This is a genomic window from Pirellulales bacterium (genome assembly GCA_036490175.1).
Classification (GTDB): Bacteria; Planctomycetota; Planctomycetia; order Pirellulales; family JACPPG01; genus JACPPG01.
This window is the reverse complement of sequence record DASXEJ010000334.1, coordinates 1-14,480: the sequence shown is the minus strand read 5'-3', so window position 1 is coordinate 14,480 and position 14,480 is coordinate 1. Positions and strand designations below refer to the sequence as shown.

The window sequence follows — 14,480 nt, the reverse complement described above, 5'->3', positions numbered from 1 at the left end:
GATAAAGATGAACAGCGATCGGCCAGGGTCGGTCTTGAGAACCAAGAGTGCAAAGCAAAATTGCAACAATAGTCCGCCCACGACCACACGGATGTTGATGCGCCGCTTGTGCTCGCTCATCAACCAAGCCAAGCCGATCATCGCAAACAGGCCGAAAAGGCTGACGAGTCGTTCCATAGCGACATGCGGCTCAGTTTCAGGCGAGTTTAAGGAACAAGTGACCGCATAAGCGCTCATGCTGGCTACCGCGAGCCGATGGCGGACCGGCCCACGGTAGCACAAACGCGCGCCTTAAGAAACTCTCGCATCGTCGAGGGCAACGCGATCCAGTTCCTGCATGAATTCTGTCCCGTTTTTTGCGCATCAATCCTTGACAGATGCGGCCGTAAACCATGTCCGCCCGGGAGAGCCGCGATCGATCCGACGAGCTACCAAGAGAACCCTGTCGGACAATAGTCGGGCAACACCCCTGCAGAGTGAGTAGTGGGGGTAGAAAGCCAAGACCACGGATCGCTTTCGTCCGATTTTCGTGTTTGAACGATCCGCGAAAAATCAGAGAGGATCGCCCGTCGACTAGCGCGGCGGCGTATTGAACGTTCGGTCGCCGGCGTCGCCCAAACCTGGCACGATATACTTGTGGTCGTTCAATTCGGGATCGACCGCAGCGACATAGAGCTGCGTGTCCGGGTATTTGGCCTCTACCTCGCGAATTCCTTCTTCCGAGGCGATCATCGACAGCAGCTTGATTGTTGGGACGCCCCAGTCGGTGAGCGTCGCCAGCGCCGCAAGCGCCGATCCGCCGGTGGCTAACATGGGGTCCAGAATCAGTGCCACATCCACCGGCTGTCGCGCCGGGAGTCGACTGTAGTATTCCACCGGTTGCAGAGTGGTTTCATCACGGTAGATGCCTAAGTGCCAGACTTCGGCCTGCGGAATCAGGTCAAGTACTGGGTCGACCATGCCGAGTCCGGCGCGCAGTATGGGCACAAGGCCGATGCGTTGATCCAGCGCATGCCCCTGCGTCGCGCACAGCGGGGTGCGGACTTCGACGGCGCGCTCGGTGAGATCCTTGGTCGCTTCATAGGCCAGCAAGACGGCCAAGCGGTGGATGAGTTTGCGGAATTCCGCCGGCGGAGTTTCGATATTCCGCAATTGCGTAACACAGTGTCGGACCAAGGGATGGCCTACTTCGATCGCAATGCCCTGCACCGGCGCGGAATCGACCGGTTGCACGCGCGCCGTCATAAACACACCCTTCGTCGTTGTCTGCACCCTCAACGGTCGAACCCGTAATAGACGAGTCGACGCGTAAATGCAATTCCTGCGCATGGTATCAAAAGGGAAGTGAGCGGGACAGCAACTCGCCGTTCATATGAGGGAAATGAGCGACTGTGCACGTTTTACCGTGGGTCGCAAACAAAGACCTAACAATTCGCATTGGCCAGCCTAAAGATGCCCACGGGATGCTCTTCCCTGGTTCCTATCCGATGGTAAGCTGGGCGTTGCTTACGGCAGCGTCAGGCGGCCCGTCATATGACCCTGCCCGCTAATCCCCAAAGGGACTGGCGCCCGATTCCCGAGGAGATTGCCGCGTGAGCACATCACTTTGGCAAGCGGTCAGCGACCTTTCTCTGCAACATCAAATCTTCTTTGGTGTTGCGCTGTTGATTGCCTTTGGATTCGAGTTTATCAACGGCTTTCACGATACGGCAAACGCGGTCACCACGGTTATTTACACCGGCACGCTGCGACCGACTCCGGCCGTACTCTATTCGGGTTTCTGCAATTTTCTAGGTGTGCTGCTCGGCGGCACAGCCGTGGCCTTCGCCATCGTCAACCTGCTGCCCGTTGACCTGCTGATCGAGAGCTCCTCGTTGCGATCGATCGTAATGGTGATCTCACTGCTATTAGCTGGCGTGGTTTGGAATCTTGGCACCTGGTGGTACGGGCTGCCGGTTTCCAGCTCGCACACGTTGATCGGATCTATCCTGGGTGTGGGCCTGGCCAACAGCTTGATAACGCGCGGCGATATGTCCGGCGTGAATTGGCATAAGGCCACAGAGGTCGGCCTTTCGCTGTTGATTTCACCCATCATCGGGCTAACCTCGGCAGCCTGTTTGCTGCTGTTAATGAAGCGCGTCTTCAAGAACCCCAGTCTGTATCGCCCACCCGGGGAGGGGGACAATCCTCCCCATTGGATTCGCGCGGTCTGCTGGCCACTTGCGGGGGCGTCAGCCTGGCGCACGGATCGAACGACGGCCAAAAAGGAATGGGGCTGATTCTGTTGGCGCTGATCGGCTTTCTGCCGACGTACTATTCGCTGAACGTGCATCGCGATGGCCTGGCGACAGATCTGCGCACGGCCGCCGTCGAGATCGACCAGATCATCGAGCAAGAATCTCCCGAGGTGGCCGCCAAAGTCCGCCCCGATATGCAGGTGATTGCCAGCGCATTGGCAGGCAAAGAATCGCTGGCTGACGTGTCGCCCGACGAGCGTTGGACCGTCCGCCAATCGATATTCCGCTTTCGCAGGACACTGGGCGACTCCAAGCTCACTCCCGAAACACACGCCGCGTTGGCTGCCCATCAGCGAGAGTTCACGCGGGCCATTGAATTCGTCCCCTACTCATTATCAGCGTGGCGCTCGCCTTAGGAATTGGTACGACGGTGGGTTACAAGCGAATCGTCGTTACCGTGGCCGAAAAGATCGGCAAGTCACACATGACTTACGCCCAAGGGGCGGCGGCTGAAATTGTCGCTGCGGCCACAATTGGAATCGCCGATCGCTTTCACATGCCCGTCAGCACCACCCATGTGCTTTCCTCGGGCGTCGCAGGCACAATGCTGGCCAATAGCACAGGAATCCAGGGAGATACCGTCCGCAAGATCGGTTTGGCCTGGGTGCTGACATTGCCGGCGGCGATCTTTTTGTCGGCCGGACTTTTCGCCGCGGCTGGCGTGCTGGTGCCCGGCGCAGGGCCGACGACGCCGCCCAAGACCTCGGCGGTATTTACGACCAGTCCCGAGCAACCGCCGCTGCAACTTGCCGAAGAGGCGCTGTAAGCCGCGCGATTGCGAGTTGCCGGCGTCACGCCACGGATTGCAGTTCGCGTATCGGGGATCCGTCGTTCAGAATCGGGATCGGGCGGCCCGAGAAATTGGGAATGGCGACCTTTTCGGCGTCGATCCCAAGATGGCGATAGATGGTGGCCAGAAAATCTCCGACACCCATGCGCCGATCGACGACTTCTTCGCCCCGACGGTCGGTCGCGCCAATGATCTGGCCCGTGCGAATCCCACCTCCGGCAAAAAGCATGCTATTGGCGGCCGGCCAGTGATCGCGGCCCGGCTGGACTGTGCCTAGCCCGCCGCTGGCCACGCCGCCGCCACTGCTGGCGACATGTGAAATGCGAGGCGTGCGGCCGAACTCGCCGGTCACGACGACTAACACCTTCTTATCTAAACCACGCGCGTAGATATCCTCAATGAGCGCCGTTACAGCCTGGTCGAATGCGGGCGCACGATAGGCAAGCGCATCGAACACATGGTGATTCACGGCATGGTCGTCCCAGTTCGCCACCCGCCCGCACAAGGGACCGTCGAACGTGGTGGTGATCAACTCGACACCCGCCTCGACCAGGCGGCGGGCCATGAGACATTGCTGTCCCCAGGCGTTGCGGCCATAACGGTCGCGCGTGCGCGGATCCTCGCGATGAATATCGAAAGCGCGCTGGGCTTCGCTGCTGGTGAGCAAACTGATGGCTTGTGCCTCGAACGAATCGATGGCCTGCATGCCGCCCGAGCTGTCGATATTGCGGCGCATCCGATCAAACGACTCACGCAAACCCACGCGCTCGCGAAGTTGGGCCGCGCCTTGGGAAGTGCTGAGGCCAATGTTCGGCACCTGAAATTCCGGGGCGCTGGGATCGCCGGTCACGCGAAAGGGCTCATACTTTGCCCCCAAGTAGGCCGATCCGGCGATGACAAAGCCGTCGTAGGACGAAATGCCATTCACGCCGACGTAATTCGGAATCGTCCGCTGCGGGTCGAACCGCAAATAGTTCGCCACCGTCATTAAGTCCGGAAACTCGGGCTTCGCCTTATCTGCCGGCGAAGGATCCCCGGTCAACAACTGCAACGAGCCGGCCGGATGGCCCCCACCGGTGTGCGACATCGAGCGCAGGATCGAGAATCGGTCGGCAATTGCCGCGTGGCGCGGCAGCAACTCGCCGAGGCGCAATCCCGGCGCCACCGACTCGATGGAAGCAAACGGACCCCGGAAGTCGCTCGCGGCCTCGGGCTTGGGGTCGTAAGTCTCTAAATGGCTGGCGCCGCCACGCAACCAGACTAGGATGAGCGCAGTACGCGGATTGCTACTGGCCGCCTGGGCGCGCAGGCGAAGCAAACCGGGCAACGAAAGGCTGCCGATTCCGGTCAGACCAGCTCTGAGGAACTCGCGACGCTCCATACTGCTCCTAGCCACGAAATACCGCTCTGAAATACCTCGCCAAACCGTCCCCCATCATGGCATACCGGCGGCCCATGCTCAAACCGACGCCTCGGGCTGCGATAGCACGACACAGGCTGTCACCCTAAGTCCGCTGGCAACTCAAGCTTTGCGCAATCTGCCTAATCAAAATTGCCGTTAGGGTTCAAGTGACCGGCAGAGTTTAAACGATACACCGGTGAAGACCTGTCGTAAGGGACGCGGGCGAGTGTCGCCGCCAGGATTCCCGACCCGCTCATTTCGCCCCTTTCCACATTCCAACGCATCGATTGATTCTCTGGAGGTCAGGCCATGCGAATCTGCCTGTATACCGAGACAGCTCTGCCCGTATTAGGCGGCCAAGAGATGGTGGTCGATGCCCTGGCGAGAGAGTTTCTGGAATTAGGGCACGAGCCGGTCGTTTTGGCGCCGGCGCCCCGACGGATTCCCGCCGAAGATCAGCAACTGCCTTATCCCGTCGTGCGGCACCCACGGTTTGTCTCCACCCGACATTTCATGGAATGGTACAAACACTGGTTGCAGCGAGCCCACCGCCAGCGCCATTTCGACTTGCTGCACTGCCATTCGATCTATCCCTGCGGCTATCTGGCCATGCTCTGCGAAGGGCAACTGGGCATTCCCACCGTGATTACAAGTCACGGGGGCGACGTACACGTCGAAGGACGGCGTCTGTCGAAGCCAGGCTTTCCAGTTCGCTACGGGCGCAGCATCGCGGCCGCAGACGCCCTGATCGCGATCAGCAAGTTCACCCACGACGGATACTTGCGATTGTGCCCCAGCGCACGGAACATCGTCTCGATACCAAACGGTGTAGACCTCGAACCCTTTGCCCACGACGAGTCGCGTCCAGCTGGGCTCGATCCGCAGGTGCAATCGGGCGAATACTTCCTCTTCATCGGACGATTGCATCCGCGCAAAGGGGTCGACGTGTTGTTGGATGCCATGTCTCACATTCCAGTACAGCAGCGCAGCCGACTCGTGATCGCCGGCGATGGCGATCAACGCGCCTCGCTCGAAGCCCAATGCGCGCGACTGGGTCTCGCCAAGCACGTGTCCTTTCTCGGCTCGGCGCGAGGCGCTGCCAAGGTGTGGCTGCTACAGAACGCATTGTTCACGGTGACGCCTTCGCGCACTTGGGAGGCCTTTGGACTGGTCGTGTTGGAAAGCTACGCTGCCGGCCGCGGAGTCATTGCTACCACGCTGCCAGGAATGATGGACCTGATCGAGCCTGGAAGGACTGGCTTGCTCGTGCCGCCCGAAGCTCCCACGGCACTGGCTAACGCGATCATGGCCTTATTGGCCAATCCTGCCAAAACACGGCAATTTGGCGATCGTGCGCGCGAACTGGCCCAAGATTTCAGCTGGCGTTCAATCGCCAGCCGGCATGTACAGTTATACAACCAGGTCGCCGCGGCGCCGGCTACGTTCCGCCGGGCTGCCTGACGTTCTATGCGCGATTTACGCGGCGGCCGGCAGTACGGCCGAACTCTCGCTGACGTCAAGAAACGTGGCCACCGACGCTTTGCTGCGTTGCCAGTTCCGCGGCGCCCAGCGACGATAGGCGGCGATAATGTCGTCGCGCTCGGCAAGTGCCTGCCGAATGTAGTCCGCAATCACTTCGTTACGTTCCGGATACGGAACTACGAGTCGACTGTGCAGATAGGCCGCGTCTTCGAAAAGGTGGGAATTCGGCCCGAATAAACAGGGCACACCCTCGGATAAGCTTTCCAGCGGCAACATCGGACAGCATTCCGACAGCGTGACGTACAGATTCAAGTGCATCAGGCTTAGATGCCGCGGCATCTCATCTTGTGGAACCGGCTGGCGACGCACTCGCGCATCGATGCGCAATTCCTTGGCGAAATTCTCGACTTGATCATTCGCGCCGGCCGCGTGTACCACGGCGCCCGGGACCTCCGTCGCTGCTGCCAACATGGCGAACGGCAACTTGCGCCAGCGAGCGAGACTGACAGCGGCCACGCCCAAGTGGGGGCCACCCGGCAACGGATCGGACGCGCCAGAGGGCGTTTTGGCAATCGCGTGGACAACAAACGATGCCGGCACGCCCAGGCGATTAAACACCTCGGCCATGCCCGACTTGGCAAAGCCGATCTTCTTGATCCGGCGCTCAGCAACCAATTCCTTCAACTCCACGAGCGACTTCCAGCTGCGCGGACTCGACATCATGAAGCTGTTGTACCAGGTTGCATAGACGTCGATTTTACGCGGCCCGCGCTCGAGCGCGTCGAGCAGGTATTTGTAGGTCTTCGGCATCTCGGCAAACACCACGCGCGACACGCCGGTTTCTTGAATCAGATCAGCGATCCGCGCCGCTGTGCGCTTGGTCAAGCCATCGAGCACCGGCAAGCAGGCCGGAAACAGGTTAACCGTCGAGCTAAAAACGCCCCGCCACTCGGGCTCGACAACCGCGACCGCCGCCGGAGCCACGGTCCTTACTTGATTCAGCCACTGCTGCGCATCCAAGCCGCGCAGCGGATCGCGCGACCGACGAAAGTTCTCGATAAGCCTACGAATTTTGGACATGCGATCCCTGCTCCGGCGCCGGCGTGGCACAACAGCCCCATTGTGTCGCTAGCAAATAGCGGCTGCACGGTACCCGTGTCAAGATCACTGGCCCCAAAGGACGGGTTTACGGGCGCAGCACTGCTAGCCAGCGACATCGAGCAGAGGCCGGCTATTCCGGAATTGCGCGATTGCTATTAAACGCTAGACGTTGGCCATCGGGAGACCATGTGGCGTCCAGATTGAAGAACGTGCCGGCTTGGCCATCGATGAATGACGGCGATTGCTTTCCGGCCACACGAAGCAGTGTCAGTTTCTGGAACGTCTCTTCGCCGCGCATGGAAACCACCAACTGCTTGCCGTCGGGCGACCAGCTAGGAAGCCATCCGAAGTCTGCCTGGTAACGCATGACGACCGCGTTTTCGTCCCCTTTCGTACCGACGATTCCCAATTCGCGCGGTTCGAGATTCTTCCGCGTGCCGACGAAGGCCAGTTTTTCCCCGTCGGGCGACCAACCACAACCCGCGATGGCCTCGTAATCCACCTGCAGCACGCGCTTCCGCCAACGCGGTGTAATGACATCCAGGCTCGCTACCCCGTTGTGATCGCTGATGAACGCGATCCGCGTTCCATCGGGCGACCAACGCGGCTTTTGTCCTTCGCACAACCGCTTACGATCGGCCCCGTTAGCGGCCATCGTCCACACGCCAGGCTGCAACTCGTCAGGATTGCCAGGGCGCAAATAGAAAACCAGCTTGTCGTCCTCGGGCGACCAAGAGGGGCTATTTCCAGGCCCTAAATCGGCCACGGTCCCCGCGGGGTCCTTAACCGACGCCACGTAGATGCGGGCGCTCGCACCTCCGTTCTGATCAGGCGAGGCATCGAAGGCGATGCGGCGTCCGTCATGCGACCAAATAGGCGAACCGTGCCATACCATATCAGGCACCTGGACGAACAACTGCACGTCCGATCCGTCGGCCTTCATCGTAAAGATGTTCGCGCCGCGCGGCCTGCGCTGCGCCCAAGCACACGTCGGCAGGCACAGCGGGACGAAAAGCGCGAACAAAAGTGGCCAAACCATCGGGATCGAGTTCATCGAGACCGGCCCACGACAATTCAGAATCCGTGCCACCGGCGTGTGCAACGCAGCGCATCGGCGGACAAATAACGTGAGAAACATACAGAATAGCGCGACTGGCCGGTAAAGCGGATCGGGTGAAGCGGAGATCACTCTTTCTTTTCCGTGTCGCCCGCCAGCACCGCGCGGAGGGCCGTGCGCAGTTGCTCGTCGAAACGGGCGCTTGCGCCGACGAACAGCCGCGCGACTTTGCCATCGCGGCCAATCACCACGGTCTGCGGGATGGACGTGGCGCCGTATTTCTCCGCCACGCGTCCGTTGCGATCCAGCGCCACAGGCATATCCAGGTGCAATCGCTCGAGGGCGGCGGTGACGCGATCGGGAGTTTCTTCCAGGTTGATCGCCACCAGTTGCACTCCCTCGGCCGCGAACTCTTCGGCGACCTTGTCGACTTGGGGCATCACTTGCAGGCACGGACCACACCACGACGCCCAGAAGTCGAGCACCACGACCGTGTTTTTACGATCGGCCAGGTTGAATCGCGTTCCATCGAGCATGTCTAACTGAAATTCGGGGGCCGGTTTCCCAACGAGCGCCGACTCAAGCCCCTCGGCCCCCCCCTCCCCTTCCTCACCGTCGGGACTCGCCAATGGATCGGCAGCGGGTGTGAGCTTCCATTGATGAAAGGCGAGCGTCGCCGCCGACTGCTCGATGGCCGCGCCCAACAGCAACTCGTCGATACGCGCCACATCGACGCGACAATTACCCAGCAAGTCGCTCGTGCCCGACAGGATCGAACCCTCGAAGCGGTCGGCATAAAACGTCAACCGGTTGCCGTCGTTCTGCAACGCTTGCACGCGCGTGCCGGCGTGTCTGGCAGCGGCCTCGCCAGCCGGGCCCCCGGGCGCGCCGGTTTCTGGGTGCAACCAGATGATACGAACCACGCTGTCGCGCGGAATGGCCTTGGTATCCAAACGGATTTCGACCTGGAGCTGTGTGGCATCCATGGAGACCAGCCGTCCGCGCAAATAGTCGCCGTCGATAGAGCGAATCAGTTGCGTGGGAGGATTATCGCGCTGCATCCGGGGCAACGTCAGCAAACGTTCTTTCTTCTGTTTGGCTATCGTTGTCGAGGCGGCTTCGGGCATCAACTCTAGCGCTTGAATTTGATCGTGAGAAACAAAGGTCGTATCGGTGACCGACGTCTGCAGCGTTATTCCCTTCTCGTCAGTACTTGTCACGGTACACGGAATCGTGTCGCCATAGCGCAAGTGCAAGACAGACTCGGTCTTGCTCGGTTGAGGGCCCGATCGATTCGGCTCGTCATCGCTGGCGGGGGCGGCGGAACGCAGCCCACCGCGCGCTACAAGAGGTGCCGCGCCTGCCACGACTCGCGCACTTTTGCGAGGAGGCGCTTTTGGCGCGACGGGACGATCGCGGTAAACAATGCGCCCCGTCACATCCGGCGCCAGGGGACTGGACTCGCCCCCTTCACGTGGTTGCCAGATCAAGCAGTTGCCTGATCCCTCGACAACCGCCTCCTCACCGCCTTGCCCTGAAGCTCTCTTCCTTTGGGTGCTATCAACCAGGCAACCGTACAACAGAACTCCGGTCAGCTCCAGGCGTCCTTCGCGCCCCGAAAGTGCGATCGGTTCCGTGGTCCGGCTGGCCATGACCAAGGCGTGCAGAGCCTCGACAGGTGCCGCCACCGGCTCGCGGATGCCTGGCGACTTGATCCAGATTTTGCTCTGCTCGACCCTCATCAAATCGCCGCTGATGCGCGTGCCGGCGGTGTAGAGTGCCGCCAGTGCGCGATCGCCGACAGGATTGGATTCCGACAGGAATACGTCTTGTACCTGATCCTCGCCGAAGCGCTGCTCGCCGGCGTCGCCACGAATGACAAACTGATGATTTGCCGAATCGTACGATTCCAATTGGCCGTAGATGATCGCGCCGTCGGCCGCGTGGATTCTGGCCTTATCGGCGGCGACAGGCTGGGGTATTTCGCCGTTCCAGTTGCCGATCCGCAGGCGTTCCAGCCGCACATCACCACTTTTGTTAGTCAATTGCAAACCACCGAATGCCTGCGGTTTGGCCGTAGACACTTTCAAATCGGCCAATTTTTCCCCGGCCGCCGACAGCACCAGCATGCGCCCGTTCTCTTGATCCACGAGCGCCTGCAAATGCATATGCCCCGGGCCGGGCTCGATCTTCGCGAGGGCCGTCACGTCGGCTTCGCGTTCGGTCTCGCGCCAGGCAACGATCTTGTTGTCCCAAACGTCGAAGCGAAAAGCCCGCAGCACCGATTTGGGATCCTCGCCAACGCCAAACGCCAGGTCGAAATCGGCTTTCTTGTTCCACGCCAGCTCGACCTCGAAGCGCGCCATGGCCGGAACCTTGAAGTCGCGGCGAATCACCGCGCCAATCTCGTCCGCTACCAGATGCCCGCCATCTTCCCGCCACGCTCCGGCACTCCCCGAGGTCTTCCACCCTTCCAATCCGTTAGGCCCCGAGTAGATCAAGTCGCCCGTATTCCAGCGATGGATGCGGCGGAGAACGCTACGATCGATGTGCAACTTTCCCAGCGCCGGCGAGTCAATCACGGCTTCCGGTCCGTTTAACTCGACGAGCGTTCCGAACAGGGTATCTCCGCCTGCCAATTCAAAGCAGTATTCCCCTTGCGGCTGAAGCGTACGATCCGTCACCGGGAAATGGACGGATCGTACTTTATTGATTGGAAACCGTAACGGCGATGCAAAAGCGGCAGACTGCCACACCAATACATCGCCGGCGGGCGAGTCGATCAGGCGGCCCATGCCAAAGTCGCGATCCTTCAGACGCAATACCGCACTTGTGGAAGCGCCGTCAGCCGCCTCATCGGCGTGGGCCGCACCGAGAGGAGCGGCAATCGACGCGCACCCCAGCAGCCAGGCCACGACACGCCACCTCGCATTGCCAACAATGCCGGCCCATGACAAAGGCTGTGAATCGCGACGAATCATAATCAACGCTCGTATATGGGCAGGAAGCGATAATTCAGAGCCAATGCCAATAGCGATAGCGACGTACCGATCGTGGGGCCAAACTGCCCTTTAATGCTGCCATCCGTCGACTGCGCGGTTTTCAGTTGCCTGACCAGCAGCTTGTTCCACTTCTCCCACGCCTCGACGTCGCCCTGGAACAGCGCCTGCGCCTGGTAATAGCGAGTGTATTCCGGGTATTGCGGCGGGTTATTCTCCAACCGCTGAGAGAGAAACTGCAGAGTCGCTTTGAATTGCGAGAGATCCTTTCGCCGGGCGACGGAGTAGACCAAAGTGGCGATAGAGACGCGTGCCAATGATTCGTCGAAACCGCCAAACCCTCCGGCATAGGCCACTTGTCCCTGGTCGGAGGTCATCTGTGTGTAATACTTGATCGCCTTCTCGATCACTTCGTCAGGGATTTCGATTCCTGCGTTGCGCGATGCCAAAAGCCCCACCAACACGGCGCCACTGACCGAAGTGTCCGCATCGCGACTGTCGGGCGAGTATCGCCAGCCGCCAAACTGGTTTTTCTGCTGCGAAGTGACGGCGCCACGTACGGCCAACTCAAGCGCCAGGCCAATCGAGCGTTGGCCTTTTTCCCCTCCCGACCACAAGCTGCGGTCGTCGACTGTCCCATAGGCCTCGGCCAGCGCCAGCATGGCAAATCCATGATGATACATGCTCGAGCCGAGGATTCCGGTCGAGGCGTTTTGCTGGGTGATGATGTTCCGCAGCGCGCGGCGGACGTTGTTGCTGTAGGGGCCGAAGTTGGGGTCTTCGCCCGAGGCCAGCAGCACCATCAAGGCCATGCCTGTGACGCCGGGGCCCTGCTCGCCGCCCCCTTTCCAATCGCCGGTTTCATTCTGAGTGCTGACCAGGTATTGCAAACCACGATCATAAATCTCGCGCACGTCGCGCGGCACGACCTCGCCGATCTTGATCGAGGGTGGCTGCGCGCTCGCATTGCTCGGCGAAAAGCCGGCGATACACGCCCCGACCAAGACCGATAATAGGGCCTGCCAACCTCGGCAGAGTTTTTGTGGATTGCTCATGATGGTTTTCTCTGGGAAAAAGCGGATTTCCCTACCGGGGCCGTTACTCGTCTCCCTCTTTAGCCAGCATGCCCTGCTGCACAAGAAACTGCTTCATGTTGCGGTAACCTTGCAACTGTTGCTGCAAGGCCTTCCATTGTCGCTCGTCCAGCCGAGACTCTTCCCTGGTCATAGACAAGCGAGAGAGTCGATACAAAACGAATTGGAACTCATTCTGGCCGAAGGCATCGGGGGGTTGCGACCGCTCGAGTAGCAGCTTCGTGATAATCTCGCGTTGCTCGTCGCGCAGCGCGATCGAGTTCTCTAGTGATGCCACGGCGGCCTCGATACTGGCCCTGTAACGAAACTGTCGACGCTCCTCGCGCACCGCGTCGTATTTGGCAATTTGCTCGTTCGAAAGCGTCCGCCGTAATGTCTTGGCAAACAGCGAGCGATCGCCGAAAAGTCCCCCGGCCAGTTTCGTTTGCAAAGGCTGGATGTCCTGCCAAATGTTGCCAAAGGCGTTTTGATCGTTTTTGTTGGCCAGGAATTTCTTGCGAACCTCTTCGACCTCGGCAAAGAACCGCTGGCTGTCGCCGCCGCCGGCCAATTTCAGCTTTTGCTTCTGATCGTCGGTTAGGCCACACACGCGATCGACCTCGTCAACCTGCAATGTCAGGCCTGTCGTGATCCGCTTGTGACCGGCCTCGGCATTGCCGAAACCTTGAAAAACCCATTGATCGAAATTCTCGTCCGCGAATTGGCCTTGCTGGGCGGCCTCCGGCTCGGGCGGGGGTTCTCGATCGTCAGGGGCCGCGCGAAGCTCGGCCGGCGCGAGCAGCAGCCCACACAATACGAGAACGATCGGCATTCTTCGATAAATGTTCATACGCGCGGCCCAGGGCCGACGGCCACAGGTCGAATTTCCGTTTCTTCACTTTGAAAACGATCTTCTCTACTAGCGCTCCAGATAGTGCGGCCCGTCTCAGTCGTCGTCTAAACGGCCTGTGCCGCGTCCGCTGCTGGCGCTGGCGAACGTCACAACATTAAGATTCATATCATTGCTTGAACGCATCGAGCAACCGCTTCAAACCATTGGGCGCGGCGGGCCGCGGAGCCTTGCCCTCCCACCAATCGTCGTTCTCATCGTTCGCTTGCTGGCCGTTGAACACGTTCCAGTTAGCGAAGTTGACTTTCTGCAAGCCGCGCCATACCGACGTCTGATCGACTGTGAGATGCGGCACGACCAACGTGTCGGGAATCTGGGGCATGTATTGATTGCCGTACATGCTCAGCATCAACCACGATTCCCAGTCATCTTGCCAACTGTCGGTGATTGATTTCGTGAGCTTGTCGCGTTGCTCCGGGGTCAGGCACAAGACTGCGTCCAATCGCGAGATGGCGCACAGCGTGGCTGCGTGTTTACGATGGGCAGTGCGCTTTAGAGCTTCCTCGTCATAGCGCGCCCATTGCTCAGGGGTAAGCGACTCCTTCAAGACCGTGGCCACGGCGGTGCGAATGATCTTGGCCGGCTGCGGCGCGGCCCTGGCGACTCGCGCCCTGTTGACGCGCACTTGCGGCATTTGCAATTGGGCCTGTTGTTCGGCGGCGTCCTTGACGCTGGCGTCGACAGCCGCCTTGACTTTGGCGCGCTGCTCGAGGGTAAGCTCGGGACAGATTTGGCGAATAAACAGCAATTCCACTTTGGCCAGCGGTTGGAACTGCATGACAAACTGCTGGATCAGCGCCTGATTGGCTTGTGCCTCGGCCGGCTTGATCGGTAGTGCCGCGGCAGGAACGGCGTTCAGAAACACGCCCAGTGCCGTGCCAGGCTTTTTGCTCTCGACCTTCGCTTCGTTCCCCTTCTTTTTGATTTTGTCAGCCTCCTTCGGTTCGGCCGCTGGTGCGGCGGCGCCTCCGCTCAGAAGTACCGCGGTACCGTAGGCAACGACTGCCTTGACCTCCTGCCCAGGCTTCTGCGGCGCACCGTTTACCGATTCTTGCTTTGTCTCGCCTGAAACTGGCCGGCTTCCCATCAATGCGCGCGTGATGGTGCTTTTTCTGACGGCCGCGCGTGGCTTCGGCTGTTCTCCCGCAGGACCGTTATCGCTTACTCCGTCCTTTGCCTCAGTTTCCGCCTGCGATTCCAGCAACTGCAATCCTATTTGCCCCGTCGGCGGCTCCTCGGCCCTGGTGGCATTCGTCATCCCGCCAAGCGCAAATGCGATCGCAGCCAGAACGATTCCGTAGAAATGCCTACTCATGGTGTAGACTCGCACATCATTAACGTCGGTACGTCAGAAGCGGCTGCCAACCCT

Annotated in this window: 13 protein-coding genes; 4 read left to right on the top strand and 9 right to left on the bottom strand. The window is 60.1% G+C overall.

The window, feature by feature from the left end:
- Both VGG64_25255 and upp read right to left on the bottom strand, forming a co-directional pair.
- The coding region (locus VGG64_25255) for a Na+ dependent nucleoside transporter N-terminal domain-containing protein (GenBank protein HEY1602938.1) at positions 1-177 on the bottom strand (177 nt) is incomplete at its 3' end.
- Positions 178-573: 396 nt separating this feature from the next.
- The gene (gene upp / locus VGG64_25250) at positions 574-1,245 is read right to left on the bottom strand and encodes a uracil phosphoribosyltransferase (GenBank protein HEY1602937.1); all 672 of its coding nucleotides are present in this window, start codon (positions 1,243-1,245) and stop codon (positions 574-576) included.
- 347 nt (positions 1,246-1,592) lie between these two features.
- Between upp and VGG64_25245 the strand changes: the two genes are divergently transcribed.
- From VGG64_25245 to VGG64_25235, 3 genes are read left to right on the top strand one after another with little or no spacing between them, the layout of a single operon-like run.
- Positions 1,593-2,279 carry an inorganic phosphate transporter gene (locus VGG64_25245; protein ID HEY1602936.1) on the top strand — a complete coding sequence of 229 codons (687 nt, stop codon included), beginning with the start codon at positions 1,593-1,595 and terminating at the stop codon, positions 2,277-2,279.
- A complete protein-coding gene (locus VGG64_25240; GenBank protein HEY1602935.1) occupies positions 2,270-2,653 on the top strand; it encodes a hypothetical protein in 384 nt (127 codons plus the stop codon). The genes VGG64_25245 and VGG64_25240 overlap by 10 nt, the downstream gene beginning before the upstream one ends.
- Positions 2,654-2,667: 14 nt before the next feature.
- Positions 2,668-3,063 (top strand): inorganic phosphate transporter, encoded by a 396-nt coding sequence (locus VGG64_25235; GenBank protein HEY1602934.1) that lies wholly within the window; start codon positions 2,668-2,670, stop codon positions 3,061-3,063.
- Positions 3,064-3,088: 25 nt separating this feature from the next.
- Here VGG64_25235 and VGG64_25230 read toward each other — a convergent pair whose 3' ends face one another.
- Entirely contained in the window at positions 3,089-4,483 is a 1,395-nt protein-coding gene (locus VGG64_25230) for a DUF1501 domain-containing protein (GenBank protein HEY1602933.1), read from the bottom strand.
- A gap of 315 nt (positions 4,484-4,798) precedes the next feature.
- On the opposite strand from VGG64_25230, the gene VGG64_25225 reads away from it, so the two are divergent.
- A complete protein-coding gene (locus VGG64_25225; protein HEY1602932.1) occupies positions 4,799-5,950 on the top strand; it encodes a glycosyltransferase family 4 protein in 1,152 nt (383 codons plus the stop codon).
- Between the two features lie 15 nt (positions 5,951-5,965).
- On the opposite strand, the gene VGG64_25220 is transcribed toward VGG64_25225, so the two are convergent.
- The 6 genes from VGG64_25220 to VGG64_25195 form a co-directional block, all read right to left on the bottom strand.
- Positions 5,966-7,051, bottom strand: coding sequence for a hypothetical protein (locus VGG64_25220; protein ID HEY1602931.1), 1,086 nt, complete (start codon positions 7,049-7,051; stop codon positions 5,966-5,968).
- Between the two features lie 151 nt (positions 7,052-7,202).
- Positions 7,203-8,126, bottom strand: a complete 924-nt coding sequence (locus VGG64_25215; protein HEY1602930.1) for a hypothetical protein — start codon at positions 8,124-8,126, stop codon at positions 7,203-7,205.
- A 131-nt stretch (positions 8,127-8,257) separates the two neighbouring features.
- The gene (locus VGG64_25210; GenBank protein HEY1602929.1) at positions 8,258-11,110 is read right to left on the bottom strand and encodes a TlpA disulfide reductase family protein; all 2,853 of its coding nucleotides are present in this window, start codon (positions 11,108-11,110) and stop codon (positions 8,258-8,260) included.
- A 2-nt stretch (positions 11,111-11,112) separates the two neighbouring features.
- Entirely contained in the window at positions 11,113-12,183 is a 1,071-nt protein-coding gene (locus VGG64_25205) for a squalene--hopene cyclase (protein ID HEY1602928.1), read from the bottom strand.
- A 43-nt stretch (positions 12,184-12,226) separates the two neighbouring features.
- Positions 12,227-13,033 (bottom strand): hypothetical protein, encoded by an 807-nt coding sequence (locus VGG64_25200; protein ID HEY1602927.1) that lies wholly within the window; start codon positions 13,031-13,033, stop codon positions 12,227-12,229.
- 187 nt (positions 13,034-13,220) lie between these two features.
- Positions 13,221-14,426 carry a hypothetical protein gene (locus tag VGG64_25195; GenBank protein HEY1602926.1) on the bottom strand — a complete coding sequence of 402 codons (1,206 nt, stop codon included), beginning with the start codon at positions 14,424-14,426 and terminating at the stop codon, positions 13,221-13,223.
- Positions 14,427-14,480 lie beyond the last annotated feature (54 nt).